Genomic DNA, 26,243 nt, shown 5'->3' on the forward strand with positions numbered 1-26,243 from the left:
TCTGTTGTTCTGTCAGTGATTTTGACAATAATTCTTCTCTATTATAATAAGGTGCCTCATAAAAAGCAAGGTTTTTCACTTCAGTCAATTAAAGTTGTAAATCGTACCATTAATGTTATTCCTTACAGCGGAACGTAAGCTTCACCCGGAAGAGATCATCCTCCAGATCAATCTCAAATTTGCCGCCCATAAGTTCCGTCAGCATTTTTGAGATGGAAAGTCCCAGACCGCTTCCTTCGGTACTGCGGGATTCATCTCCCCGCACAAACCGCTCCGCCAGCGTATCTGCATCCACATTCAGCAGTTTTTCAGAAATATTTTTCATGGTAAAGGTTGCCTCATAGCCATCCTTAGCCACCTCCGCATACACCCGTGTGTCCGGCATCGCATACTTTGCTGTATTATTATACAAATTTCCGATGACACGCCACAGCTGTCTTCCATCTGCATAGATCATCACCGCTTCCTTTGGGAATTTACTGATGACATTCAGCCCTTTCTGCTCCAGTTTTTCATTAAATTCACCACCGGTCTGACGCACCAGTTCCACCAGATCAATGTCATCCATCTGCAGTGTAATATTTCCGGAAGAAATACGGGACACATCCAACAGATCTTCCATTAACTGTTTTAAGCGCATCGCTTTCGATTCCAATACTTCTATATAGGATTCCGCACTTGGATTATCGATTTTTTCCCGGCGCAGCAGACCTATATAATTAATGATGGATGTAAGCGGTGTCTTGATATCATGGGAAATATTCGTGATCATATTCGCTTTCATCCGCTCATCCCGTACGCTTTCACCGATGGCATTGGCCAGACCCTCGCCAATATGATTGATGCCTTCCGCCAGCTGATATTCATCGCCCTGATATTCACTCAGATTCAGCTTATAATCAAATTTTCCCTGGGTGATCTGTTCAATACCTTCCAGAATCTTCCTTCGCTGTATCACACGTTGTGAAAAATAGATCAGCGTGAACACCAGGAAGATTGCCAGCAGAATGTATGCCCAGATGTACCCACAGTGAAAAGCCAGATAGGCTATGGCGACATTTGACAGTACAATCCCCCAGATTACCAGAGTCATCCGGTTGCCCAGATAACGGTTATGCATAGTGTCTTTCAAATTGACCAGCAGCCAGTGCAGGTAACTGTTTTCAAAAAATGTATCTGCCTTTACCCGACGCACCAGGCTCAGGTACATGCCCATAAAACAGCAATCCGCTAATACGGCAAAGGTTCCTACTATAACCATACGGCTCATAACACCATAACTCTGGCTGTGCACCCGCATGCCAAGTGCCGTCAGGCAGATACTGAACACAAATAACAACGCAATGGGAAGCTCCGTCCGGATCTTGTCAAAATTCGTCAGATGCACTTCCTTATCTTCACTCCGTTTTGCCGCAGCTACTGTCATATAACACAGTCCGATCAGCCACACCACAATACCGACTGCTGCCAGCACAAGACTCCGCTGCGCCCAGGGATACAATTTATCAAACTCCCGCTTTGCCACAGCCAGATCATCCTCCTGTGGGAATTTCACATCCACCGCTACGATCAGACTGAAGTCGCCTTTCTGCAGTTCGTTATACTGTGCCATGTTCTGATAATAGTTATTTTCCATTCCGCCAATGTTTGTCTCAAAGCGGAACGTTTTGTTGTTATAACTCAGATACCGTCCGTATTTTACCGCCTGATCATAGGCATCTTCCTGCGTTTTGGTTTCTTTCATATTTGTCACATATGTATTATCCCTGAGATCACCCAGCCAGTAATATACATTGGTATTATTCTGGTCATATTTGTTGTTGTAAACTTTGTAATCCGCAATTTTTTCCGGTGATGCGTTCACGGTCTCCGGACGGTTCTCATCAAATACTCCGTCCGTTTCAAACGCTTCCCGCAGATTCAGATAATCCAGCAGCTGCATCATCTGTTTCGAAAACGTCCGCTCAAAATAACCGGATTCCACGAAAGAAGAATTTTGCAGATCCCCCATATTCAGCATATTCTGATTGACACAGGTACTGAACAACACGATACTGACTGAGGCCACCACCGCCGCAATCATCTGCAGACCGATCACAATGGCTTTTGCCAGTGATGAATAGCGCTTTCTGTTCTGTTCCATCGATTACCTCGGTTCTATTTTTTCAATCTTGTATCCAACTCCCCAGACCACTTTCAGATACTGCGGATCCTTTGGATTAATCTCTATTTTTTCTCTGATGTGGCGGATATGTACCGCTACCGTATTGTCCGCTCCGATGGCTTCTTCATTCCATATATTTTCGTAAATCTGATTAATAGAAAATACCTTGCCCTGATTTTTCACCAGAAGCAGTAAAATGTTATATTCAATCGGAGTCAGACGGACTGCCTCTCCATCCACACTGACGGACTTCAGATCGTCATTGATCGCCAGTCCGCCGCTCTGAAATACTTTGCTGGACTCTGCCGCGTTGCCCAGCTTTGTATAACGGCGCATCTGGGAATTGACCCTTGCCACCAGTGCCAGCGGATTAAATGGCTTTGAGACATAATCATCCGCTCCTACATTCAATCCGAGAATCTTGTCTGAATCTGCTGTCTTTGCTGACAGCACGATGATTGGCATATTACTCTCTTCCCGGATTTTTAAGATTGCACGGATTCCGTCCAGACGCGGCATCATTACATCGATGATGACAAGCTGTATCTCTTCCTTGTGAAGTACCTCCAGAGCCTGCACACCATCATACGCCTTAATCACATGATATCCTTCCTGCTGGAGATAAATCTCAATGGAATCTACAATTGCTGTATCATCATCACACACTAATATGTTGTTCAACAAAATCTCTCCTACTCCTTTCCAAAAATCAGATCTTTCAACAGCGAACCTGCATCCCGTTTTTCCTTTTTCCGGGCTGTATTCTGTGCCTGCTCTGCCGCAAATTCATCTGCCAGAACCGCCTGACGGATGGATTCTTCATCCGGAAATTCCGGATTTGGATGCACGCTCTCTCCTCCGGAACCATCCGCTGCATCTGCTGTCTGCTCCTGACCATCCGCTTTTGCGTTCTGACTTTCCCGCCATTTAAAATAAGCTGCATTTGTATTGATCTTAATATCCGGTTTTTCCGCCGGTGCCGGTTCGCACAGTATATCCTCCGGTTTCTTTGTTCCGGAATTTTCAAAATACTGCTCATTCACTTTGATTTCCGGACTGGAAGGCGGTGTGTAGATCATGTTTTTTGCATACTGTACTCCGGTTTCCCGCTCAGCATCCAAATCCCTTTTTTTTCGTGCCCGCTCTTTATTGATATCATCAATAATGGACAGGTATTTCTTTGTGTCCGTCAGATCCGCCAGTTGCCCCTGCAATTCGTTTTCATGTGCCTGCAGCTTGTCCTTCTGTTCCCGCAGATCTTTCCGGAACTGCAAAAACAAATCATTCATGGAATCGTTGGTATGATCCATCAGTTCCCGGATCGCACCGATCATATCTGCCGTATAAATGACAGATGCAGCATACACATCCTCCGCGTTTGCATTGGCCGCCTCAATGATTTCATCCCCTTTTTTACGAAAAGCCCGCTCCGCATTGCTTCTGCTCTGCCGTGTCTGCTCATACTGATCCATCATATCGTAAATCCCCTGATTCAGCCGATCCAACAGATTCAAAAACTGCTTGCGGTCTATGATTACTTTATCCGGGTGTCCATTGTATGTTTCACTTTTTGAAAATGCCACATGGATTTCTTTTAATACCCGCTCTACTTTATCTTGTGGGCTCATAGTTTCCTGTCCTCATTCCTTCTTCTTTTCTACTTGAATTTTTATACTTCGATCAGTTCATACTGGTCAGTACCAAGACCAATCTTGACCGCATGCTCGATGCAGCTTCTCCAGTTTGTATCCGGATGTGTAAAATAGAAATGATCGTGTCCGTGTCCGCAGTCACATTCTCCGTGCTCATGTTTATGCTGCTCTATATTTTCAGCCAGCACACTGTTTGACAATACCGGCTGCTGATTACACAAATCCGCGCAAGCCATGTCCAGAGCCACCGGATCAAAAGATGCCAACATACCAACGTTCGGAATGATCGGGCGGTCATTTTCTGGATGACAGTCACAGTTCGGTGACACATCACAAATCAGTGAAATATGGAAACACGGACGATCCTTGCAGATTGCCAGCGTGTACTCTGCCATTTTGCAGTTTAAGATATCATTGGACTCGGAAAGCCCCGGTGTCACTGCATCTTTCGGACAGACACCAACACATCTGCCGCAGCCCACACATTTATCATGATTGATCTGTGCTTTGCGTTCGTCAATGGTAATGGCATCGTGGGCACATACTCTCGTACACATACCGCAGCCCACACAGAGTCTTTTGTTCACATATGGCTTGCCTGCACTGTGCTGCTCCATTTTTCCTGCCCGGGATCCGCCGCCCATACCGATATTTTTGATGGCACCGCCGAAACCGGTTGACTCATGTCCTTTGAAATGGGTCAGGGAGATCAGGATATCCGCATCCATCAGCGCACGGCCGATCTTTGCCTCTTTGACATACTCGCCCTCCACCGGAACAAGTACCTCATCGGTACCTTTCAGTCCGTCCGCGATGATAACCGGGCAGCCGGTAGCATACGGAGTAAATCCATTCATATATGCAGTCTCCAGATGATCTACCGCATTTTTACGGCTTCCTACATACAGTGTATTACAATCTGTCAGAAACGCTTTTCCACCCTGTTCTTTTACGATATCTGCAATGACTTTTGCATAATTCGGACGCAGAAATGCCAGATTTCCATATTCTCCAAAATGAATTTTGATTGCTGCATAATGATCCTGAAAATCAATGTTTTCGATACCAGCAGTCTTTACCAGCCGTGCCAGCTTCTGCATCAGATTTTCTGTAAAACTTGTTTTAAATGATGTGAAATATACTTTTGATTTTTCCATTGTTCTAACTCCTCGCTTAATAGATGCACTTAGCAATCCGTATAATCAAGTCGAACGCACGTGAGACTTGGTGCGTGATTCTGGTCAGCGAAAGCTGACATATTCTTCTCAGAATCACTGCACATCCTCGCGGAGCGTTTATCTCAGTCGGAGATTGAACTCCCACTGAGAAAGATTTGTTATTACTCACCACTTGCAGAAGTGGGAGTCTCAACTCAGACTGAGATCAATATTTTTTGGGAAGTGACATCCACTTTCAGTTTACCATAATCGCTCTTTTCTTTACAGTTAAAATTTTCTTAACTCCATCCCCATTTGACGTTATCTTCAAGTCGAACGCATGTGAGACCTGGTGCGTAATTCTGGCCAGCGTAAGCTGACATATTCATCTCAGAATCACTGCACCGCTACACCTCAGAAGTATTTCTCGCCAAAAAAGATGTTTTCCTGTATAATGCTATGGAAATCATTTTCAATATTGTTTTAATATGAAACAGAAAGAGAACCCAAATTTATGGAAATCATTCGTACTTATGGAAATATCATAAAAAAATATGCTCCGGATCATCCACTGGCCGCTTTTCGCATGATCAAAGCCGGTCTGGCACTGGAGCAATTTCGCAGCCGGAACCTTGCTGATAAGAAATTGCCAGGTGCTTACCAGTATCTGAACACCTATGCCGTAGGGGAAGTACTGGAAGCACTGAAACATCCGGAAACTTCCGTCTGGGCAAATATTTTTGCCCCGGTGGAGCTGCTGCAATGCTTTGGTCTGCACAGCCTGTCCATCGAATGTCTGTCTTCATTTCTGTCCGGATTTACCATTGAGGACTATTTCCTTGACTATGCGGAAAATGAAGGACTGGCCTCCACACTGTGCTCTTATCACAAAAATTTCATTGGTGCCATCGACAGCGGCATCATCCCGCCGGCGGCCTTTGCGGTCACCACGTCAACCATCTGTGACGGAAACGTCAACACGTTCCGACATCTGTCTGAAAAGCATCATGTACCGTCTTTTCTGCTGGATATCCCACAATGTGATACACCAGATGCGGCAGCATACGTTACCGGGCAATTAAAAGAACTGGTCTCCATGCTGGAGGATACCTTCCACAAAAAATTCCAACCGGAAGAACTGACCGCTGTACTGCAGCGGGAAAATGAATCGAAAGCCTGCTATGAACGGTTTTTAAAGCACATGCAGACCCACCATTATCCGTCCACACTGACACTGCAGATGTATATGCTGTTTGCCTCCCACATGAATATCGGAACACCGGAAATCCTGCATTTTTATCAGCAGATGGAAGCTGAAGCGGCCGCTGCTCCGGAATTTCACGGAACTAATATTCTCTGGGTGCATCTGCTGCCTTACTATCAGGAAACATTACGGGAATACTTCAATCTGTCGGATAATTACCAGATTCAGGCCATTGAGATGAACCTGGATTACCGCACACCACTGAACACGGAACATCCACTGGATGCACTGGCGGAAAAAATGGTTCAGAATATCTACAACGGACCATATGAACGCAAAGCAAAACTGGTATCTGAACTGGCACAGGATCTGCATTCTGACGGTGTCATCAATTTCTGTCACTGGGGCTGCAAGCAGTCCTCCGGCGGAGTCATGCTGTTGAAAGAAGAACTGGACCGGCAAAATATTCCGCTCCTGGTTCTGGACGGCGATGGCATGGATCGCCGCAACAGCCACGACGGTCAGATCCGCACCCGCTTTGAGGCATTTCTCGAAGTACTTCGACAAAGAAAGGAGGAAGCATAATGCTGGCTTATTTTTGCAAATATGTTCCGGAAGAATTATTTCAGGCTTTCGGTACGAACATCACCTGCATGGAACCTCATGTCACAACTTTCACCCAGGCAGATGCCCTGATGCATCCGAATATGTGCTCTTTTTCCAAAGCGGTTCTGGAAGAATTTGAAAAACAGGATTATGACGGAATGATCTTCACCTCCTGTTGTGACAGTTCCCGCCGCCTTTATGATATTCTCCGTCACCTGTTTCCGGACAAATTTTTCTTCTGCCTGGATCTGCCCCGCAAGATCAATGACTTTGCCGTCACGCTTTACACCCGGCAGCTGGAAAAGCTTATTGAGGCTTACACTGCTTTTTCCGGGAAAACATTTTCTGAAGAGAAACTTCTGGAAATCTGCAGGAAACGTGCCACAGAGCAGAAACGTACAAATGTTTCTCGGGATTTTGATGCATCCGCCTGGCGATCAGCAGCTATTGTTGATCATTCACCAGCCCCAACAATTTCAACGAATGACTCGTCCACATCTTCACAGGATGGCAAACTCCACATTGCCCTGGCCGGTGCCCGCCCCGGATCCGAGATTCGGCAACTGATCGCAGATCATCAGGCTAAAGTCATTCTGGATCTGACCTGCACCGGCATTCAGCGCAACTATGACCTGCATGCAGCACAAATCCTCCCCGCCTACGCACATGCCCTGCTGGATCAGCTTCCCTGCATGCGCATGGCTGCAGCCTCCAACCGGCAGAGGATTCTGGAAGCTTATGAAAAACGCATAGACGGCATTATCTATCACACCGTCAAATTCTGTGATATCTACGCCTATGAATATACAAAACTGCACGAGACCTCCGATCTGCCGATTCTGAAAATAGAAACTGATGCCACCGCTCAATGCGCCGGTCAGATTCTGACCCGTCTGGAAGCATTTTTAGAATCCCTTCGTGTAAAAAAAGGAGAAAACATGTTATTTAGAAGCAAACGACAGTCGCCGGAGAGCAAAGGCATTCCCCGGCAGACAGCTGATAACAGTTCAAATAATAAAACTGCAGCCGCAGACCATCCCGCAGCAGCTTCCGCTTCTGCACCGGTCTATGTCATGGGCATTGACAGCGGCTCCACGTCCACCAATGCAGTGATTTTAAACCAGAACAGGGAACTGATCGCATCTGCCGTCATCCGCACCGGTGCCAAAAGCGGCGAAAGTGCACAGCGCATTTTGAAAGAGATTTTAGAAAAAGCCGGACTGCAACGCTCTGACCTGATAAAAATTGTGTCCACCGGTTACGGCCGTGTCAGCATTCCTTTTGCCGATGAAAACGTAACCGAGATCAGCTGTCACGGAAAGGGAGCTCATTATCTGAATCCGCAGATCCGCACCATTCTCGATATCGGAGGACAGGACAGTAAAGCCATCCATCTGAATGAAAAAGGAGATGTCACCGATTTTGTCATGAACGACAAATGTGCAGCCGGAACCGGTCGTTTTCTGGAAATGATGGCACGCACACTGGAAGTTGATATTGAAGATCTTGGAGTGCTGTCTCTGAAGTCCACAGAAAACATCGAAATCAGCAGTATGTGCTCCGTATTTGCAGAATCCGAAGTCATTTCCCTGATCGCGCAGAACAAGGAGACATCAGATATCGCGCACGGCATCCATATGGCTATTGCCGCAAAAGCGATTTCCCTGATGCGCCGCGTCGGACTGGAACCGGGTTATATGATGACCGGTGGCGTCGCCAAGAATCCGGGTGTGGTCAAAGTGCTGGAAGAACAGCTGAAAGCACCGCTTTATATCTCCGGTGAACCGGAGATCGTCGGGGCGCTGGGTGCGGCACTGTATGGTCTGGAACGTGTGCTTTGATTTTCTAGCTTCTTTTGTGGCTAAGTTGTAGATTTTGAAAAAGAGAGCAGGCTGTTTTGTCTCAGTCGCTAGCAATCGCTCCTTGAGAAAAAACAGCCTGCTCTCTTCTATTTACGTTTTATATTTATACTTTTACATGGCAGTTTTTAAAAAATACAATATAGCGTACAGCAAAATAATTAGCTCTTTTCATTTATGCCCTATAACATCAACTACATCATACGATTTTCATAGTCTTGTAATTCGTGGAAAATATTATCAATAAATACAATGTCTTCCTCTATTCGATATAACATAAAATACCGATGTGACAAAAAATTAATACGCCTATACCCAAACATTTGTAAACGTGGATTTTCACATAATTTAAGACTTCCTACCACTTGTGCCAAACTCTTTTTTGTTGCTTCAAAATCATTCAGAACACTTTGTGCTGCCTGAACGTTTTTCTTTTCAAAAAGCAGGTACTGGATAAACCGATCAAAATCCTTTTCTGCATCTGATGTAACAACAACTTTATAACCCATACCGATTCCTCATTTCTGCAATCACATCATCCGCATCACGATAATCACCCTGGTTTGCATGCATACGTGAAATCTCAAGTTTATCCATAAATTCACTTTCAGAAAGAGTCCTATACGGATTAATCGTTTTTTTCTTTATCTCAAAGGGGAATCCGTCATTTGCTATTGCCTGCACCAAAAATATTCTAATCGCAGTTGTAGTGTCCATTCCAAGATCTTTAAACAACATATCTGCTTTTGTTTTTATATCATCATCAACTCTTACCTGTATTGTACTTGCCATTCTATCTACTCCTTTCCAATTTTTCTTAATTATATATCTATATAATATATACTTCAATACATTTGTATTGATTTTGCATCTCATTTGTTCAACAACATTTTTTCAGTCAAAAATTTTTTATCTTTCATATTTATTGTGCATTTGAACATGCAAAAAATTCGGAAGGAGATAAAACCAATGATATTAATTACTATTTTTCTGCAAAAATTCGCAGAAAACTTAACATTCAATGTTATTTTTTATTTGATTAATCGTTACATCTTTAAACAAAAATAGTTATGAAAAAGAAGGAGCTGACACACACCATTCATTGAGTGCCAACTCCTTTTTTCTTACAAGCAAAAATTTAATATCCTATGTTCAGGTCCACTAAACTTCCATATTTTCTTCGTTTAATAACTCTGCCAGCTTATGTATCGTGTTGGACAAGGTCTCATAGCAGATGCCGTAAGTCACCAGCTCCGCCCCATACGGATCCAGAATCTCCAGCTCATCGCCGGTCAGATCTGTCAGCACTTCCACATTCTGTGCACCTTCCATCTCCAACACTTTTTCTTTCGCTGCCTGATCAAAGGTCAGTATCAGCGTCGTATCCCCAAAATCTGTCGGTTCCAGCTGACTGGACATATAATTTTCCAGTGCAATACCGTTGCTGATCATCACAGCCTCCGCTTTCTGATTCAGTGGCTCCGGAAATAATACCACAAATCCCCGTGCCAGTATCTTCACCGGGAAATTCAGATGTTCCCGCTGCAGGATCGCAGCAGCCATCGGTTCCCGACAGATTGCACGTTTCCCCACAAAAATTATCTTCTCGATTCTATCCAAACTTCCACCTCTTTTCAGACTATAAATTGCTCTCTATACTTCAATCACCTGATGTCCGGCTGCCTTCAGCAGACGGTTCATGATCGCATGTCCGATCCGCGGTGTTGCAAAACTTTCTGAGAAAATGACATTGACATCCATCTCGTCAAAATCACGCAGGATTGCATACAGATGCTGTGCGATACTGTCCTCATCCTGACGGCTTCCAATGCTCTCGATCACATCACCGATATACTGTGCCCGGCTTTCATCCGTACAGATGATGCCGACCTTTTCGCCTTTTTTCCGGTATTCTCCGGTCAGTTCATTGATACGCATCACAACAGCCTCTGCCTCACCGGAGACAATGATCAAATTTGCTTTCGGTGCATAATGGCGATACTTCATCCCCGGAGCCTTCGGATGTACATTCGGATCCGTACTTACAAATCCCGGATCGTCCTTTACTGCACCGATCACCTCCGCCAACATATCTTTTGTAATATAACCCGGACGCAGGATCATCGGAATTTCTTCACTCAGATCGATGATCGTAGACTCAATGCCGATACCTACGGCTCCGCCATCCAGGATCATCGGAATCTTGCCGTTGAGATCCTCATAGACATGTTCCGCCAGTGTCGGGCTTGGTCTGCCGGATGTATTCGCGCTCGGTGCAGCGATATAACCGCCACTTTCACGGATCAACGCCAGTGCAGTCGGATGGGATGGCATACGGACAGCCACCGTATCCAGTCCACCGGTGGTCTCATATGGCACCGCTTCGCTTTTCCGGAAGATCATGGTCAGCGGTCCCGGCCAAAATGCATCTGCCAGTGCCTTTGCCTGCGGCGGAATATCCGCAGTGATCTTATCCAACGCCTCAAATTCAGCAATATGTACAATCAATGGATTGTCAGACGGACGCCCTTTTGCTGCATAAATTCTTTTCGCCCCTTCCGGCAGTAATGCGTCTGCTCCCAGTCCATATACCGTTTCTGTCGGAAAACCAACCAGCCCGCCTGTACGGATAATTTCAGCGGCTTCCCGTATAATAGTCATATCCGGATGCTGTGCATCCACTTTTTTTACCTGTGTCAGAATTTTATTTTCCTGATGATCATTTAATGTACTCATAGGAAACAGTATACCACAAAAGATTTTACTTGTCAGCACCTGTCACCTGCGAGTATACTCTAGGTATGCTCGTACACAAAAGAGAAGTGTAACGCGCGTCTGAATTAATTTTTTAAAGAAAGAATGAGGGTTTTGAAATGGCTATTACAAAAAGTTCTTTTGGAATCACAAATGACGGCGAAGAAGCGTTTCTTTATCGTCTGGAAAACACATCCGGTGCTTATGTGACCATTACCAGCTTCGGTTGCCGCATTGTCAGCATCTGCGTACCGGACAGAGAGGGCGAATTACGTGATGTCTGCCTTGGCTATGACACACTTGCAGAATATGAAAAGGACACCGCAAGCTTTGGTGCCGTAGTAGGAAGACATGCAAACCGCATTGAAAAAGGTGTCTTTATTTTAAATGATAAAACTTATCACCTTGCCGTCAACAATGGACCAAACCATCTGCATGGTGGTATCCGTGGTTTCCATTATTACAACTGGGAATCCGCACAGTCCGGCAATTCTGTCCGTTTTACCCGTGTCTCACCGGACGGTGAAGAAGGTTATCCGGGGACACTGACCATGAGCGTCACTTATTCCTGGAGTGAAGATAATGAACTTTCCATTTCCTACGAAGCATCCAGTGACCAGGATACCGTATTCAACACAACCAACCATTCCTATTTTAATTTAAATGGTGAAGCATCCGGTTCTGTGTTGGAACATCTTCTGATGATCAATGCAGATTCATTCACTGAGACGGACGAGAATGATCTCACCACCGGCGTGATCACCGATGTAACCGGTACACCATTTGATTTCCGAACACCAAAACCGATCGGGCAGGATATCTTTGCCGCGCATCCGCAGCTAAAATATTCCAAAACATACGATCACAACTTTGTATTAAACGGCAGTGGTTTAAAAGAGGCTGCCACTTTATATGCAAAGGAATCCGGCATCCGTCTGACCTGCTTTACGGATCAGCCTGGGGTACAGTTGTATGTACCGGCGCAGTCTCCTGCTGAGCATGGTAAAAACGGCATTGCTTACCCGGCTTACGGAAGTGCATGCCTGGAGACACAGCATTTTCCGAATGCAACCAGCCACCCGAATTTCCCTTCTGTTATTTTGAAAGCAGGGGATACCTTTAAATCAAAAACATTATTTCATTTTTCCGTAACATCTTCCAAACGATAAGGAGTGATTTTTGATGTCAATGGAACATTATCGTGCTGCCCAAAAGGCAGGAAAAAAAGACTTGCAAACACGGACTTCACAGAAACTTCCTGTTGAAATGCCTGCTCTGGATGCTATTCTGGAACATGTAGACATCAGTGGTGAAGTCCCTCTCGGACTGGTAGATATTCCTACAGAACTCATTGTCGGTACAAAGACCTGTGGGCGCGCTTCTTCTTTTGCGCCCAACTTTATGCCGATCCTTGGAGAAAACACAGAGTTTGCGGCTAAATGGTCTTCCCTGTGTGATGCACACTTAAAGGAAGGTATCCGTGATCCTATCGTGGCATACGAATACATGAATCATTATTATATCCAGGAGGGCAACAAGCGTGTCAGTGTCCTGAAATATTTTGATGCCATCAGCATTCCGGGCTATGTGACCCGCATCATTCCTGCCCGTGAGGATACACCGGAAAGCCGTATTTACTACGAATTTCTTGATTTTTACAATGCCACAAATATCAACTACTTGTTTTTCAGCAAGGAAGGCTCCTATGCACATCTTGCCTTTCACCTTGGCCACCGCCGATATGAACGCTGGAGCATGGATGACCGGATTCTGTTCCGCTCCTGCTACAACCGCTTTGCTGACGCTTTCAAGGAACTTGGCGGTGACAAACTGAACATGACTACCGGCGACGCACTGCTCATCTATCTGGATCTGTTCGATTACAGCCAGCTGGTGGATGAGACACCTTCCGCGATCAAGGAAAACCTGCGGAAAATGTGGGCGGAATTTGAGCTGAAAAATGCCCAGGAAAAACCTTCCGTCAAATTTGATCCGGCACCGGAACAAAAGAAGAATATCCTGGCCAAATTTCTGACAGCCTCTGAGGAAGAAAATGTCACACACATTGCATTTATCAACAAGAAAACACCGGAGACCTCCAGCTGGACATATGCCCATGAACTTGGACGACTCTATTTGAAAGATGCGTTCCATGGCCGTGTACGCACGAAAGCCTACGACAATATTTCTGATACCGAAGATGCTGTGGCAGCTATCGAACAGGCCATTGCAGACGGAAATGAAATGATTTTCACCACCTCACCGGAATTTTTAAGTGCCAGCCTGCGGGTAGCAGTTAACCATCCGGAAATCAAGATCCTAAACTGTTCCCTGAATGCCTCCCACAAATATATCCGTACTTATTATGGACGAATGTATGAGGCAAAATTTCTCATCGGCGTTCTGGCCGGTGTGATGACAGACACGAACAAAATCGGTTATATTGCAGATTATCCGATCTTCGGCATGACAGCCAATATCAACGCGTTTGCCCTGGGTGTCAAAATGGTCAATCCAAAAGCAAAAATTTATCTGGAATGGTCCACGCTGAAGGAAAATGAACATATTGATCTCACTGCAAAGTTATATTCCATGGGTGCAACGTATATCTCCCATCAGGATATGATCATTCCACGAAAAATCTCCCGCCAGTTCGGACTGTTCCGGGTCAATGGTGAAACACCGGTAAACCTGGCATTTCCTGCATGGAACTGGGGAAAATATTATGAACGTATCATCCGTAATGTGCAGAACGGTATCTGGAATACAGAGGAAAAATCTGATGCAAACAAAGCACTTCACTACTGGTGGGGCATGTCCGCAGATGTCATTGATGTAATCTGGTCTTCCGCAGTCCCTGACGAAACCCGCCATCTGCTGGATACATTGCGCAATGCCATCCGGAATTACGATTTCAACCCATTTGATGGAATCCTTCATGCACAACAGGGACTGATTTCAAAGGATGCCAATCACGCACTGACTCCACGGGAAATCATTTCCATTGACTGGCTGCTCGATAACATCATTGGCCGGATTCCGACTGCCAACGAGCTGCGGGAAGATGCACAGAATGTGGTACGTCAGGAAGGCATTCGCAAGGAGGAACCTACGACATGAGAATTTTAGCTGTTTCAGACACAGAATCCACAGCACTTTGGGATCACTATAACAGTAATAAGATCACCAATACCGATCTCATCCTCTCCTGCGGGGATTTGAATCCGCAATACCTGTCCTTTCTTGTCAGCTGCACGAATCTCCCGCTGCTGTATGTGCACGGCAACCATGACGAGAAATATGATCAGACACCACCGGAAGGATGCATCTGCATTGATGATAAAATATATGTACACGAGGGCATCCGCATCCTCGGACTGGGTGGATGCATGCCCTACAAACCGGGAAAATATATGTATACAGAGAAAGAAATGAAACGACGCCTGTTACATATCAAACATCAGCTGATCTTCTACCGGGGCTTTGATATCCTGCTGACCCATGCGCCTGCACAGGGATTGGGAGACGGCGATGATCATGCTCATCAGGGATATCAGACATTTCTGGGGCTGCTGGACAAGTATCAGCCCAAATATATGGTACATGGACATATGCATCTGCAGTATGATCATTCCCTGCATCGCACTATGCAGTATAACAATACCCAGATCATCAATGCGTATGAGAAACACTCCTGGGAATATTAGGGTATTGGCTGAAACTTTAATATCTTAATACGAAAATGAAAATTTCTGTCAGGTCGCTAGACGTTCACTGCCCCTGACAGAACTTTTATTAATGCTCCACCAGATACGCGCAGATCCCCTTCTGCAAGGCTTCCACCAGTTTTTCCTGGTATGCGGCACTTATCAGAAGGCTTTCTTCTTCCGGGTTTGAGAGGAAGCCGCATTCCACGATCACCGTCGGTGCGGAAGTATTTTTCAGAATATAATAACCGGAGTTTGCTTTTGCCACTCGATGATTCTGTGGATCCACATTGTCGATCAGACTCTTTTGCAATAGTTCCGCAAGCATTTTTCCTTCTTTCGATCCTTCGTAATAAAACACCTGCGCTCCTTTTACAGAACTGTCTGTGTAGCTATTCTGATGGATACTGATCACTGCATCCGGCTGTTCGGAATTCATCTTTGCTACACGCTGCTTCATGTCCGATATTTTTTCATTTGTTGCATTCGCATCTGCCAGATTCCGATCATCGGTCCGGGTCATGATGACCCGGATATTCTGCCTCTCAAGGTGCTTCTTCAACTTCAAAGCGATCGTCAGATTGACTTCTTTTTCCTTTGTTCCCGCGACACCGATCTTCCCCGGATCGTTTCCGCCATGTCCGCTGTCTATACATACCGTATATTCTGCCCGTTCCGCCTTCTTTGTCATAACTGCGAACTGTGCCGACCCGGACATGCGGATTCCCGCAATCACCAGCACGGTCAATAAAATTCCTATGCTAATCTTTCTTTTCAAAAAAACCCCGAATACCTGTAATCTTACTTACAATGTATTCGGGGAATCTTTCATCTATACACATCTTCGCAAACTGGCTTCCTGTCAAATACACACTAGAATTCTTACTGCTGCATTGCTTCCGCGATCGTATCCCAAATGGTATTTTTTTCATATCCAAGCTTCCAGAAGGATGCGCCTGCCAGATGATTCTCTTTCATCACATTCAGTTTTTCTCCGATGGATTTCTGATCCTCCACCCAGATTTTGTAGGTTTTTCCATCATACTGATACTCTGCGTAATACTGTCCACAGTCTTCCAGCCATTCCAGATTGACACCGTTTGCTGCCACGCGGCTGTCCACTTCGCTCATACTTACCGCTTCACTGCTGATCGAATAACCTCTTAATGCATCTTCCTCACTGATTTCCGCATCCGTACCTTCAGCCACCGGTGTCAGCTCCCAGACTCTGGTGTAGAACGGCACACCAAGGATCACCTGCTCTGCCGGAACTTCCTCCAGCGTATCCTTGATTCCCTGCTCTACAAATCCGATGGATGCCACGGAACCTTCCTCTGATCCGTTATAATGCTCATCATATGCCATCACAACGATATAATCTGCAAACACAGCCTGTTCTTCCCTGTCATAATAGGCGTTATAAGCTGCCGGTACATAATTGTCCACAGACAGCACCAGATCATTATTTTCACACTTGATGGACAGTTCGCGGATAAACTCCAGATATCCGTCCGCTGCCTCTGCCGGAAGCAGTTCAAAGTCCAGATTGATGCCATCCAGATCGTATTTTATTGCCTCTGCCACCAGATTATTGACCAGATTATCTCTGCTGGATGTCAGACTAAACACACTGGTATCGTCCACATCCTGGTTTTCCAGATTGCTGACCAGTCCCCAGACTTCTATCCCCTGCTGATGACAGTAATTTACATAATCCTGGCTACACAGAGACATAATACCGCCATTGTTGTCATTCAGATAAAACCAGGTCGGTGAGATCACATTCACACCCTTGGTCTTGCCAAGCACCGCTGCTACATTTGCATTCGCGGCCTGCGTCGTTACCTGATGCCATGCCATATTGATCCGTGATTCACGACTGATATGGGAAAATACCGGCTCCGTAAAATTATGATCATACAGCACATCCTGTTCTCCGCCTATGGTCTTGGATTTTACATAACCGATAAATCCGTCCTGGCTGCATACCTTGCTCCAGGAGCCGGCAGTATCCAGTACAGTCACCAGATCGCCTTTCTTCACTTCTGTCAGGATAGGACTCTTCACGCCGCCCTTCTGCCGGATCTGAGTCTTTTTCTTAATGCTCTGATATGTCACATCATCCCAATGATCCGAGATCACAACACGATTCGGATCCTCATAGGATTCATAATGGATATCCGTATATTTTTGTACAAAGCTCATGGACAGATACATCTCACCGTCCCGCACCAAAGCGATCACGTGATCTGCTGTCTGCGCCGCCTTCCCCAGCAGATAGGACGCTGTATCCGGTGTCACATTGATAAGTCCTTCCGGCGTAACATAACGCAGCACCTGCTCTGTCGCATCCCAGTAAAACCGTTTGTTCAGATATTTGTGTACAATCCGGTAATCCATATACACTTCATCATTCTGCAGGATTGCTTTCTGCTCCATCTTTTCATTGTCGAAAACGACAAACATTTCGTCCTCCTGCTCCAGTTTGTAATACTTGCTGTAATCTGTAACTTCCTTGGAAGCCGAATATTTTTTCAAAAAAGTGGTCAGTCCGATGATCGCGATCACCACAATGATCAGCAGCGCCACTGCCATCACCAGAATTGCTTTCTGTCTCTTTCTATTGTGCGCCTGTCTCTGCGAAGCCATTGCTTCCTCCTTTTCTTCTGCATATATTACCAGATTTCCTCCGAAAAAGTTTCGGAATATGTCTGCCTGTTACAAAGTCTTTGCAATCAGTATACATGAAAAAAAAAGGCGATGCAACCTTTCTGACCCAGACTTATTTAAGTCGAACGCTCGTGAGACTTGGTGCGTGATTCTGGGCAGCGTAAACTGACATATTCATCTCAGAATCACTGCACATTCTCGCGGAGCGTTTATCTCAGTCGGAGATTGAACTCCCACTGAGAATGATTTGCTATTACTCTCCACTTGCAAAAGTGGGAGTGTCAACTCAGACTGAGATAAATGCTTTAGTTTTCCCTCCACGGGTTCGATATAGCACTCAAAAAGTCCACTGTTTTATGGTAACATGCGCCTTTTTTCCTGTTTTGCAGGGTTTTCCGGTATTTGAGAAATCCTGCTTTTTATTTTTTTGTAATTTTGTCAAATCTCACTTGGGACAGTGCACCCTGCCGGAACACATAATCCCTCATATAATTCGTGTCTTCCCGGACACACATGACCTCTGACACTTCCACAGAACTGCTGGGAAACCCCTCCAGCCAGATAGAAATGCCTTGTTGTTCATAATTTTGGAGTTCGATCAGAAGAGTCTGTCCGGAATCTGCATATCTTTGCTGCATAAAAATACCTCTTCTCTGACCTGTGCGGAAGTAAGTCGTGATATACAAATCCGCCAATTATTCTTTCACTTGATTTTACCGGTCTTGCTGTGTGTGAATGCACTGTCCTGCCCCTGGAACGCCACCGGCTCTGATACTGTCTTCGTCTTTATCTTTCCTTTTACCTCCGTATTTTTTAGTACCTGCAAAACCTGCAGGATTTTTTCTTCCACCGGCTTTTGCTCTGCATGCAGCTCAGTGCCGTACATTCCCCCTTTCCTCGATTGTCAGTTCTGTGATTTTCACATATACTAACAAAAACTGTTCTGAAAGAGTCCTCCGGTACAGACAGCGTTTTTTCCTGCAGATATCAGGCTGTATGGTCAGATAATCCAACGAAAACTATGATATTCCTGCCTGTAATCTGCCCATAACAAAAACAGCAAAAATCTGCCTCTCAAACTATTTTCTACACAAATTCTGGAAAAACTTAGAAAGGTGTATCACCTTAGATCGATCAACGGGAAAATCCCTCTGCAACAGCTGCATCTTTTAATGTACAGAATTGTACGATGCATTGACTTTAAGAAAAACTGCCGCACTATGTGGTCTCTCTGTCCGTATACACGGATAACTCATGTAATATATATACCACATGTATATTAAAAATTCAACTGTTTTCGTCGTTTTTATATATTTTTATATCTTTGGATACATTATGATGAAGGGAGCACCTTTTTTTATGAGCAAACGTAGCAGCGTAAACATTTGCCTTCTTGAACCAAGATAAATCTGGCAGTAATTTCATAGATTGTTTATGAATGGATGCTTGACGAAAAACACAAGATTATATATACTTTTCTAACAGGTAAAAGGAAGTGATAGCATGAAAATTGAAAAAATGAACGATCATCAGATTCGCTGCACACTTACCAGCGAAGATCTGGCTACACGCAATATAAAATTAAGTGAACTCGCCTATGGCTCAGAAAAGACCCGCGCTTTATTCCGGGATATGATGCAGCAGGCTGCCATGGATTTTGGATTTGAGGCAGAGGATATTCCATTAATGGTAGAAGCCATTCCGCTTTCCTCTGAAAAAATTGTTGTCATCATCACAAAAGTAGAATCTCCGGATGAACTGGATACACGATTCTCAAACTTTACGCAATTTGAGACCGAGGAAGATGAATCAGACGACGGTCTTCCGCTTGATCTGGATGCCGATTCCATTGATACATCCGATGTTGATGACACTGCAACGCAGTTTCTGCAGCTTCTGCAGCGTCTGAGACAGGAACAGAATGCTTCCAAAACAGAAGAAAAAGAAACGACAGAAACAGACAGAGAACTGCCATCCAATCTGGTCCGCATGTTCACCTGTGCTGATCTCGATGCCATTATTCTGGCTGCTGAGGCACTGCATGGTTTTTATCAGGGCAAAAATACATTATACAAAAATCCTCAGGAACACACCTATCATCTGATCGTACATCAGAGTCAGCATACGATTTCTGAGTTTAACCGTGTAATCAACCTGATCTGTTCCTATCTGAAACCACAGAAATATACGGCAGGACTTCAAGCTTTTTATGAGGAACATTTCCAGAAGATCATCCGCGGAAATGCTTTACAGCAGCTTGGCAAGATTACTTGATAATATTGTAAATCGACAGGACCTACAGGAAATTGACAGCAATTTTCTGTATACAAACAAAAAGAATGGCTCTTATCAGAACCATTCTTTTTTTAAATTATTTCAAGCCGAACGCAGCCTTATGCTACAACATCATTGAGGCGGTCTACTAATTCCTGCGGCTCAATGCCATGCACCATAGCAGCCTGCTCGATTGTCTCCATCTGGGAAGACGGGCAGCCCAGGCAATGCATACCAATACCGAATAATACTTCTGCAATGCTGTCGATATGCTCCTGATCACGTAATAATTCACCGATCATGGTGTCTTTGGTAATCTGTGCCATTCTATTGTACCTCCTTATTTTTTACTAAGCGTAGTATAATACGTTTCTGTAAAATATGCAATGATTATTTACCCTCCGATCTGTGACATCTTCCGGGTATCCGCATCTGCCGGTCCGATTCCCGGCAAATGCAGTCCATCTTCTGTAAAATGATGTTCCTTTGGTTTTCGCTCAATCACCTTTGTAACAGCCTCCGCAATCTCCTCATCGGAACAACCACCCCGCAGCATAGCTCTCAGGTCCAGTCCTTCCCCGGAATACAGACACAATTTCAAAAATCCTTCTGATGTCAGCCGGATCCGATTGCATGTATTGCAAAATTTCTCATGAATTGCTCCGATCACACCGATTTCCCCTGCAAAACCAGGTGCACTGTAATATACAGCCGGACCATTTCCCAGCGATTTTTCCAGACGATAGGCATCCGGATATGCTTCAAAAAATTGCCGCAGAATCTCATCCGACGGAACTGATTTATAGGTCTTTCCATATCCGATAGGCATCATCTCAATAAAACGTACTGCAATCTGTTTCCTCTTCGCCCAGGAAAAGAATTCTGACAATTCATCCGTATTTTCCCCCTCGATTGGAACACAGTTTAGTTTTAACGGAATTCCGCTTTTGTATGCATCCTGAATTCCGGCAAGCACCATCTCATAAGCATCTTTTCCGGTCAGATGCTCATACCGTGCCCTCTGAAATGTGTCCAGACTGACATTCACCGCATCCACGCCTGCTTCCAGAAGCTTCGGCAGCATGGACTGCAGTAAAATCCCATTGGTTGTCAGCGTCACCATCTCAATGCCCGGTATTTCCTTAATCTCACGGATCAGATCCGTACATCCGTGCCGCACCAACGGCTCCCCACCGGTAATCTTTACCTTTGTAATCCCCCGCTGCGCCAGAATCTGCACAATCTGTGTAATTTCCTCGTAACGTAAAATCTTGTCATGTCCGACAAATGAAATATCCTCCGGCATGCAATATCTGCATCTCAGATTACAGCGGTCCGTAATGGATATTCTGATATAATCAATATTTCTATTGTAATGATCCGTAATCATACATCCTCTCCTTTCCACTGAATCCATATCTTCAGCCATCAGTTGTCCTGCGTTCAGAACAACAGTTCCACCTGCATCCCAGCCACGTTCTTATATACAGAAGGATTTGCACTTTCTTTTCCACAGTACACACGGAATGGCGTTGTACCCCTGATTGGTACAAACCGTCTTTCTGCATCCTCCCACAGACTGGTATCACCAGGTTCCGCTCCTGTCTGCGTCCGCTGATCCTGTTCATAAGCCAGGATAAAACGATACGCCGAAAGTTCGTCCGCTGAAAGCACAATTTTTTCCTTGTAATTGTCATTGGTAAAAATCTGAAACAACACCGATCCGTTTTCAATCTCCTCACGGTCCGGAATCTGCGGCAAAAACTCCAGCAAGTTCAATAACAGCCATCCATGTGCCGTTACCTTGCGCTGTCCGCCCCGGCCGTTGTTCATATTATGATTATAATAACAATATTCTTCCTCAGATGCAACATCACCGTATGCAGATTGGAGTTCTGCAAAGCTGTAATACCAGGTTGCCAATTCCTGACCCTGTCGTCGGATCCGGATGTAAAAATCACTATCCTTTACCGTTGTCTGCGGCACACGTTTTTCACACCGGGAAACTATCGGCTCCAATTCGCCAGCCACGATACCTGCAAAATCTTCTGAAACCGTAGTTCCATCATAATATCCGATCCTTTTATATGTTTCATCCAGCAAAAACAGCCATATCGCATCCGTTACGTTTCCGATGGTTTCTCCCGCATGATCCACTGCACGCAGCTGATCCATATATTCCGGCGCACACTCTGCCTGCTCCTCCCAGAAGGATCGCGTCAGCCGGATTGCCGGAGCCTTTTGATGACTTCCGTCTGCATACTTCAATTCCATCCAGTATATGGTTCCTGCCTCCGCTCTATTTAATTCAAAAAAACTGCCCAGTGAAAAATAGCGGTTACAACGCAGTCCGTTTCCACGCACCCAGAATCCCTGCTCCTGACTTCCTGCCACCAGCATACGGATTCCTTTCGAAAAATAGTCTTTGTTTTTGTCATCCAGTCCCTGCTGTCCAAACATAATTGTGGGATGCGGATAGTATTTCACTGGTATACCGTTTTTATAGAAAGAAATAAAAGCCTCACGTGGCTCCCGTCCCTCTGACATCCCCTCTCTCAGTTTCGGGAAATAATACCTTTTTGACTTCAGTTCTGTCACAATTGATTCAAACCCATCTACACTTTTCAGACGAATTTCCTCGGTATCTGTCACACATGCAGCATCCAGATAGTTCTGCAGCGGGAAACCACGCCCTTCCTCAATATCCTTGCTTTCCGCATCTTCATGATTATCATAAACAGAAAAACGGCAGCACTTATTTTTTTCCTGTCGCTCCAGTTCCTCGCAGGTATACAACACATTCCGTCCGGCTGCACTTCCGCTGATAAATAAGCCTGCCTGATCTGTCTCCTGTAAAATCGTAACACTTTTGATCTCCATTTTTCATACCCCTATGACACATATTCTTTACATGTTTTGTATTTTTTATCATACAATAAAGCACTGGTAAAATGCAAGTCTTACGACCATATTTCATATTACTTTTCACGCCATCTGCGTAAACACGTTTCCCTTGGGCCGGATCGTAAATTCCATCTCTTTTCCCGTCACCGGATGTATAAAAGCAATCCGGCAGGAACACAGCGCCACCGGACAGTATCTGCCAGCAACTGCTTCTCTTCCGTATTTTGTATCGCCCATCAACGGATATCCCGCATGTGCAAACTGTACCCGGATCTGATGATGCCGCCCGGTGTGAAGCCAGATATGCACCAGCGCTTTCTGCTGCTCCTCATCCGTCTGCTCCACCTGATAACGCAATTTTGCGTCCTTTGCCTGTGGTGTCCCCGGCTCTACCACCTGTGAAGTGTTTGTACGTCCGTTCCGCAGCAGCCAGTCACAGAGTTCTCCTTCTGACGGCTGCGGAATGCCTTCTGTCACTGCCAGATATTCTTTTTCCATACTTCGGCTGCTCACCTGAACTGACAGCTTCGCCGCTGCCTGCTTTGTCTTGGCAAACACCATCACACCTTCCACCGGCTGGTCCAGACGGTGGATCAGACCGATATAAGGCTCCTCTTTCTTTTTCGCCCGATAATTCTTCAGCAGACTCACCATATCTGCCTGTCCGGCCCGGGCAGTCTGAACCGCCACACCGGCCTCCTTGCGGCAGACAATGACTGCGTCATCCTCAAAAATAATTTCCGGTTGTTTTACTCTCATCTTCCATGTATTCCTATCTTTTTTCTGATAAACAGAACGGACAGTATCTACCCCTGTTTTTGTAAATCTGTCCGTCCCAATATACATTATTCTTTACAATTTGAATCTGTATCCAACACCCCAGATTGTCTCAATATACTGTGGTTTTGCAGTGTTGAACTCAATTTTTTCACGGATCTTCTTGATATGGACAGTAACGGTTGCAATATCACCGATGGATTCCATATCCCAGATTTTGGAAAACAGTTCATCTTTGGTAAATACATGGTTCGGATTCTCTGCCAGAAATGTCAGCAGGTCAAACTCTTTCGTAGTAAACTGTTTTTCTTCTTCGTTGACCCATACACGACGGGCAGTTTTATCAATACGGATGCCACGGATCTCAATGATATCATTTTTCTGTGCCGTACTGCCGATCAGGCGTTCATACCGTGCCAGATGTGCTTTTACCCGGGCAACCAGTTCGCTCGGCGAAAATGGCTTTGTGATATAATCATCCGCACCAAGTCCGAGTCCGCGGATTTTATCAATATCATCTTTTTTCGCAGAAACCATCAGCACCGGTGTGTTTTTTTTCTCACGTATTTTTCGACAAATTTCAAATCCGTCTGTCCCCGGCAGCATGAGGTCCAGGATAAACATATCAAAATCTTCATTCAGCGCCCGCTCCATACCGCTGGTTCCGTCATTCTCTATCTCCACATCAAAGCCGCTCAGCTCCAGATAATCTTTCTCCAGATCTGCGATTGCCTCTTCATCTTCTACTATTAAAATCTTACTCATTTGGTACCTCCTGATATTTTCGAATGACAAAGTACATAGTTGTACCTGTCTTTTCTTTACTTGTCGCCCAGATTTTTCCACCGTGATCCTCAATAATCTTCTTTACGATAGACAGACCGATACCGCTGCCTCCGGTGGAAGAATTTCTCGAAGAATCCGTCCGGTAAAAACGGTCAAAAATATACGGCAGATCACGGGCCGAAATGCCTTTTCCATTATCCTCGATCTCAACCTGGATAAAATCACCTACATCTTTGATCCGGACATTGATCTGTCCCTTCTGCTTGTCCATATATTTGATCGCATTTGTCACGATGTTGTTAACCACACGCATCAGCTGCTCCGGATCTGCAATGATCACAATATTCTCATCCGCATAATTAAAATAAGTCAGACCAATACCCCTGGTCTCCAGATCCAGACCAATTTCCTCGATACAGTCATTGAAATAATCTGACACATTGATCTTCTTGAAATTGTATGGGATACGGTTTGTATCAATTTTCGAATACAGCGTCAGTTCGTTCAACAGACGATCCATCTCATTTGCTTTATTATAAATCGTGCGGATGTAACGCTCCTGTTTCTCCGGTGTATCTGCCACACCATCCAGAATACCTTCGGAATATCCTTTCACCGCTGTGATCGGAGTCTTCAGGTCATGGGCGATATTACTGATCAATGCACGGTTTTCCTTCTCAGCTGCCATCTTCTCTTCCGTCGATTCCTTCAGCCGCTTACGCATATCCTCAAAATTCCGGCACAGATCTCCCATCTCATCCGGTTCATCATAGTCAATGGTAAAATCCAGATTTCCTTCTTTGATATTTTTTGTGGCAACCTGAAGCTTTTTAATCGGAACCATCGTTCCCCGATAGATCCAGATTGTCATCACCCCGGCAGTCAATGCAAGGATCAGAAGTACCGACAAACCAATGTCTATCATCAGTTTCTTAATCTCCGGCTGTATACTCTCTGATGATGTAATGATATAGACACTGCATTGATCTCCCCTGCTGCTTTCAAAGTCAACCTGTTTTAGCAGCGACTGCGCATCATTGTCCACATAATATGCCGCACCTGTGCTGCTGTCACCCTCGCCATAGGAAGGGAGCTGTTTTTCCCACTGCTCGTCACTGATGCTTGAATCTCCATGATATCCATTGTAAACCAGAATTCCGTTTTTGCAAAAAATCAGATAAGAGCTCTTCTCCTGCAGTTTTGTATTTACTTCCGTCAGATAACTGACAGATTCGAGTTTTTCCGGATCTGCTTTTGCCTGTTTGCAGATCTCATCATATTCCGTTTTCGTATAGCGGCTCATCAGCTGCAGGGAATTCGACAATACCCCCTGGGTATCCGATGCCTCCAGACCATAATTTTTCTGGATCGCCTTTGTCTGTATCCGGTATAATCCGAGAATTGCCGCTCCGGCCAATGCGATCGGCAAAATGATAATAATGCAAAATGCAACCATCAAACGTGTTTTCAGTTTCATCGTATTCTCCACCTCTGCAGTCTTTCATGAATATCTATTACGTACTCTATTTTCATTCATATAGCACTGCTCATTGCTTTTTTCATTATAACACGGATATTCGATGATTTACATTCTGCAATCGTAAACTTTTTATAAAATGACTTGGAAAGGACAGCCTTCACGTATCATACTGATACAAAAGGCTGCCCTTTCTACTGTCTATGTAAGATCTGTTCTATACTGTCTGCTGCATGTATTGTTCTCAGAATC

Annotated in this window: 24 protein-coding genes; 6 read left to right on the forward strand and 18 right to left on the reverse strand. The window is 44.9% G+C overall.

The features are described from left to right. Positions 1-115 precede the first annotated feature (115 nt). Genes ACIRUQ_RS12290 through ACIRUQ_RS12305 form a run of 4 tightly spaced genes read right to left on the reverse strand, consistent with a single transcriptional unit; the run spans position 116 to position 4,973 of the window. Positions 116-2,143, reverse strand: a complete 2,028-nt coding sequence (locus ACIRUQ_RS12290) for a sensor histidine kinase KdpD (protein WP_055289293.1) — start codon at positions 2,141-2,143, stop codon at positions 116-118. 3 nt (positions 2,144-2,146) lie between these two features. Continuing rightward, positions 2,147-2,845 (reverse strand): response regulator transcription factor, encoded by a 699-nt coding sequence (locus ACIRUQ_RS12295; RefSeq protein ID WP_055289295.1) that lies wholly within the window; start codon positions 2,843-2,845, stop codon positions 2,147-2,149. A gap of 11 nt (positions 2,846-2,856) precedes the next feature. Further along, complete coding sequence (locus ACIRUQ_RS12300; protein WP_021738556.1) at positions 2,857-3,792, reverse strand: hypothetical protein; 936 nt, start codon at positions 3,790-3,792, stop codon at positions 2,857-2,859. 41 nt (positions 3,793-3,833) lie between these two features. After that, positions 3,834-4,973 (reverse strand): DUF362 domain-containing protein, encoded by a 1,140-nt coding sequence (locus ACIRUQ_RS12305; RefSeq protein ID WP_021738555.1) that lies wholly within the window; start codon positions 4,971-4,973, stop codon positions 3,834-3,836. 514 nt (positions 4,974-5,487) lie between these two features. Here ACIRUQ_RS12305 and ACIRUQ_RS12310 point away from each other — a divergent pair. Further along, a complete protein-coding gene (locus ACIRUQ_RS12310; RefSeq protein ID WP_055289297.1) occupies positions 5,488-6,762 on the forward strand; it encodes a 2-hydroxyacyl-CoA dehydratase family protein in 1,275 nt (424 codons plus the stop codon). Next, a complete protein-coding gene (locus ACIRUQ_RS12315) occupies positions 6,762-8,624 on the forward strand; it encodes an acyl-CoA dehydratase activase (protein WP_055289299.1) in 1,863 nt (620 codons plus the stop codon). The genes ACIRUQ_RS12310 and ACIRUQ_RS12315 overlap by 1 nt, the downstream gene beginning before the upstream one ends. A gap of 212 nt (positions 8,625-8,836) precedes the next feature. Here ACIRUQ_RS12315 and ACIRUQ_RS12320 read toward each other — a convergent pair whose 3' ends face one another. The 4 genes from ACIRUQ_RS12320 to ACIRUQ_RS12335 all read right to left on the reverse strand — a co-directional run bounded on the left by ACIRUQ_RS12320 (position 8,837) and on the right by ACIRUQ_RS12335 (position 11,303). Next, the gene (locus ACIRUQ_RS12320) at positions 8,837-9,151 is read right to left on the reverse strand and encodes a type II toxin-antitoxin system RelE/ParE family toxin (RefSeq protein WP_055289301.1); all 315 of its coding nucleotides are present in this window, start codon (positions 9,149-9,151) and stop codon (positions 8,837-8,839) included. Beyond that, positions 9,141-9,434: a type II toxin-antitoxin system RelB/DinJ family antitoxin gene (locus ACIRUQ_RS12325; RefSeq protein WP_055289303.1), complete on the reverse strand. Its 294-nt coding sequence runs from the start codon at positions 9,432-9,434 to the stop codon at positions 9,141-9,143. Before ACIRUQ_RS12325 ends, ACIRUQ_RS12320 begins: the two co-directional genes overlap by 11 nt. Before the next feature lie 369 nt (positions 9,435-9,803). Next, positions 9,804-10,262 (reverse strand): phosphotyrosine protein phosphatase, encoded by a 459-nt coding sequence (locus ACIRUQ_RS12330; RefSeq protein ID WP_055289305.1) that lies wholly within the window; start codon positions 10,260-10,262, stop codon positions 9,804-9,806. 33 nt (positions 10,263-10,295) lie between these two features. Beyond that, positions 10,296-11,303, reverse strand: a complete 1,008-nt coding sequence (locus ACIRUQ_RS12335) for an L-threonylcarbamoyladenylate synthase (RefSeq protein ID WP_404856555.1) — start codon at positions 11,301-11,303, stop codon at positions 10,296-10,298. A gap of 212 nt (positions 11,304-11,515) precedes the next feature. Here ACIRUQ_RS12335 and ACIRUQ_RS12340 point away from each other — a divergent pair, with 212 nt between their 5' ends. The 3 genes from ACIRUQ_RS12340 to ACIRUQ_RS12350 are packed head-to-tail and all read left to right on the forward strand — an operon-like array spanning position 11,516 to position 15,103. Beyond that, the gene (locus ACIRUQ_RS12340) at positions 11,516-12,565 is read left to right on the forward strand and encodes an aldose epimerase family protein (RefSeq protein WP_055289307.1); all 1,050 of its coding nucleotides are present in this window, start codon (positions 11,516-11,518) and stop codon (positions 12,563-12,565) included. 13 nt (positions 12,566-12,578) lie between these two features. After that, a complete protein-coding gene (locus tag ACIRUQ_RS12345; RefSeq protein WP_055289309.1) occupies positions 12,579-14,516 on the forward strand; it encodes a BMP family ABC transporter substrate-binding protein in 1,938 nt (645 codons plus the stop codon). Continuing rightward, positions 14,513-15,103 carry a metallophosphoesterase family protein gene (locus tag ACIRUQ_RS12350; protein WP_055289311.1) on the forward strand — a complete coding sequence of 197 codons (591 nt, stop codon included), beginning with the start codon at positions 14,513-14,515 and terminating at the stop codon, positions 15,101-15,103. The genes ACIRUQ_RS12345 and ACIRUQ_RS12350 overlap by 4 nt, the downstream gene beginning before the upstream one ends. A gap of 88 nt (positions 15,104-15,191) precedes the next feature. On the opposite strand, the gene ACIRUQ_RS12355 is transcribed toward ACIRUQ_RS12350, so the two are convergent. From ACIRUQ_RS12355 to ACIRUQ_RS12370, 4 genes are all read right to left on the reverse strand, one after another. Continuing rightward, positions 15,192-15,881 carry an N-acetylmuramoyl-L-alanine amidase gene (locus tag ACIRUQ_RS12355; RefSeq protein WP_055289313.1) on the reverse strand — a complete coding sequence of 230 codons (690 nt, stop codon included), beginning with the start codon at positions 15,879-15,881 and terminating at the stop codon, positions 15,192-15,194. Positions 15,882-15,985: 104 nt separating this feature from the next. Further along, on the reverse strand, positions 15,986-17,752 hold the full coding sequence (locus ACIRUQ_RS12360; RefSeq protein WP_055289316.1) for a glycosyl hydrolase family 18 protein: 1,767 nt from the start codon (positions 17,750-17,752) through the stop codon (positions 15,986-15,988). 440 nt (positions 17,753-18,192) lie between these two features. Continuing rightward, the gene (locus ACIRUQ_RS12365) at positions 18,193-18,411 is read right to left on the reverse strand and encodes a hypothetical protein (RefSeq protein ID WP_021738541.1); all 219 of its coding nucleotides are present in this window, start codon (positions 18,409-18,411) and stop codon (positions 18,193-18,195) included. 65 nt (positions 18,412-18,476) lie between these two features. Beyond that, complete coding sequence (locus tag ACIRUQ_RS12370) at positions 18,477-18,659, reverse strand: hypothetical protein (protein ID WP_021738540.1); 183 nt, start codon at positions 18,657-18,659, stop codon at positions 18,477-18,479. A gap of 617 nt (positions 18,660-19,276) precedes the next feature. Here ACIRUQ_RS12370 and ACIRUQ_RS12375 point away from each other — a divergent pair. Beyond that, positions 19,277-20,047: an adaptor protein MecA gene (locus ACIRUQ_RS12375; RefSeq protein WP_022036198.1), complete on the forward strand. Its 771-nt coding sequence runs from the start codon at positions 19,277-19,279 to the stop codon at positions 20,045-20,047. A 119-nt stretch (positions 20,048-20,166) separates the two neighbouring features. Here the strand turns inward: ACIRUQ_RS12375 and ACIRUQ_RS12380 are convergent, their stop codons facing one another. From ACIRUQ_RS12380 to ACIRUQ_RS12405, 6 genes are all read right to left on the reverse strand, one after another. Further along, positions 20,167-20,373, reverse strand: coding sequence for a DUF1858 domain-containing protein (locus ACIRUQ_RS12380; protein WP_021738537.1), 207 nt, complete (start codon positions 20,371-20,373; stop codon positions 20,167-20,169). Positions 20,374-20,441: 68 nt separating this feature from the next. Further along, positions 20,442-21,437: a GTP 3',8-cyclase MoaA gene (gene moaA, locus ACIRUQ_RS12385; protein ID WP_022036199.1), complete on the reverse strand. Its 996-nt coding sequence runs from the start codon at positions 21,435-21,437 to the stop codon at positions 20,442-20,444. Between the two features lie 53 nt (positions 21,438-21,490). After that, complete coding sequence (locus ACIRUQ_RS12390; RefSeq protein WP_022036200.1) at positions 21,491-22,927, reverse strand: hypothetical protein; 1,437 nt, start codon at positions 22,925-22,927, stop codon at positions 21,491-21,493. Between the two features lie 105 nt (positions 22,928-23,032). After that, positions 23,033-23,710, reverse strand: a complete 678-nt coding sequence (locus tag ACIRUQ_RS12395; protein ID WP_022036201.1) for an RluA family pseudouridine synthase — start codon at positions 23,708-23,710, stop codon at positions 23,033-23,035. Positions 23,711-23,803: 93 nt separating this feature from the next. Next, the gene (locus ACIRUQ_RS12400) at positions 23,804-24,493 is read right to left on the reverse strand and encodes a response regulator transcription factor (RefSeq protein ID WP_021738533.1); all 690 of its coding nucleotides are present in this window, start codon (positions 24,491-24,493) and stop codon (positions 23,804-23,806) included. Next, positions 24,486-25,991 carry a cell wall metabolism sensor histidine kinase WalK gene (locus ACIRUQ_RS12405; protein ID WP_022036202.1) on the reverse strand — a complete coding sequence of 502 codons (1,506 nt, stop codon included), beginning with the start codon at positions 25,989-25,991 and terminating at the stop codon, positions 24,486-24,488. Before ACIRUQ_RS12405 ends, ACIRUQ_RS12400 begins: the two co-directional genes overlap by 8 nt. Positions 25,992-26,243: the final 252 nt, after the last annotated feature.

Source organism: Eubacterium ramulus (genome assembly GCF_045002895.1).
In the GTDB taxonomy this organism is placed as follows: Bacteria; Bacillota; Clostridia; order Lachnospirales; family Lachnospiraceae; genus Eubacterium_I; species Eubacterium_I ramulus.

Excerpts from the sequence above, each read along its gene's own strand:
- ACIRUQ_RS12290 (WP_055289293.1), bottom strand. The coding sequence starts at position 2,143 with ATGGAACAGAACAGAAAGCGCTATTCATCACTGGCAAAAGCCATTGTG.
- ACIRUQ_RS12300 (WP_021738556.1), bottom strand. The coding sequence starts at position 3,792 with ATGAGCCCACAAGATAAAGTAGAGCGGGTATTAAAAGAAATCCATGTG.
- ACIRUQ_RS12305 (WP_021738555.1), bottom strand. The coding sequence starts at position 4,973 with ATGGAAAAATCAAAAGTATATTTCACATCATTTAAAACAAGTTTTACA.
- ACIRUQ_RS12310 (WP_055289297.1), top strand. The coding sequence starts at position 5,488 with ATGGAAATCATTCGTACTTATGGAAATATCATAAAAAAATATGCTCCG.
- ACIRUQ_RS12315 (WP_055289299.1), top strand. The coding sequence starts at position 6,762 with ATGCTGGCTTATTTTTGCAAATATGTTCCGGAAGAATTATTTCAGGCT.
- ACIRUQ_RS12320 (WP_055289301.1), bottom strand. The coding sequence starts at position 9,151 with ATGGGTTATAAAGTTGTTGTTACATCAGATGCAGAAAAGGATTTTGAT.
- ACIRUQ_RS12325 (WP_055289303.1), bottom strand. The coding sequence starts at position 9,434 with ATGGCAAGTACAATACAGGTAAGAGTTGATGATGATATAAAAACAAAA.
- ACIRUQ_RS12335 (WP_404856555.1), bottom strand. The coding sequence starts at position 11,303 with ATGACTATTATACGGGAAGCCGCTGAAATTATCCGTACAGGCGGGCTG.
- ACIRUQ_RS12340 (WP_055289307.1), top strand. The coding sequence starts at position 11,516 with ATGGCTATTACAAAAAGTTCTTTTGGAATCACAAATGACGGCGAAGAA.
- ACIRUQ_RS12345 (WP_055289309.1), top strand. The coding sequence starts at position 12,579 with ATGTCAATGGAACATTATCGTGCTGCCCAAAAGGCAGGAAAAAAAGAC.
- ACIRUQ_RS12350 (WP_055289311.1), top strand. The coding sequence starts at position 14,513 with ATGAGAATTTTAGCTGTTTCAGACACAGAATCCACAGCACTTTGGGAT.
- ACIRUQ_RS12360 (WP_055289316.1), bottom strand. The coding sequence starts at position 17,752 with ATGGCTTCGCAGAGACAGGCGCACAATAGAAAGAGACAGAAAGCAATT.
- ACIRUQ_RS12365 (WP_021738541.1), bottom strand. The coding sequence starts at position 18,411 with ATGCAGCAAAGATATGCAGATTCCGGACAGACTCTTCTGATCGAACTC.
- ACIRUQ_RS12370 (WP_021738540.1), bottom strand. The coding sequence starts at position 18,659 with ATGTACGGCACTGAGCTGCATGCAGAGCAAAAGCCGGTGGAAGAAAAA.
- ACIRUQ_RS12375 (WP_022036198.1), top strand. The coding sequence starts at position 19,277 with ATGAAAATTGAAAAAATGAACGATCATCAGATTCGCTGCACACTTACC.
- ACIRUQ_RS12380 (WP_021738537.1), bottom strand. The coding sequence starts at position 20,373 with ATGGCACAGATTACCAAAGACACCATGATCGGTGAATTATTACGTGAT.
- moaA (WP_022036199.1), bottom strand. The coding sequence starts at position 21,437 with ATGATTACGGATCATTACAATAGAAATATTGATTATATCAGAATATCC.
- ACIRUQ_RS12390 (WP_022036200.1), bottom strand. The coding sequence starts at position 22,927 with ATGGAGATCAAAAGTGTTACGATTTTACAGGAGACAGATCAGGCAGGC.
- ACIRUQ_RS12395 (WP_022036201.1), bottom strand. The coding sequence starts at position 23,710 with ATGAGAGTAAAACAACCGGAAATTATTTTTGAGGATGACGCAGTCATT.
- ACIRUQ_RS12400 (WP_021738533.1), bottom strand. The coding sequence starts at position 24,493 with ATGAGTAAGATTTTAATAGTAGAAGATGAAGAGGCAATCGCAGATCTG.
- ACIRUQ_RS12405 (WP_022036202.1), bottom strand. The coding sequence starts at position 25,991 with ATGAAACTGAAAACACGTTTGATGGTTGCATTTTGCATTATTATCATT.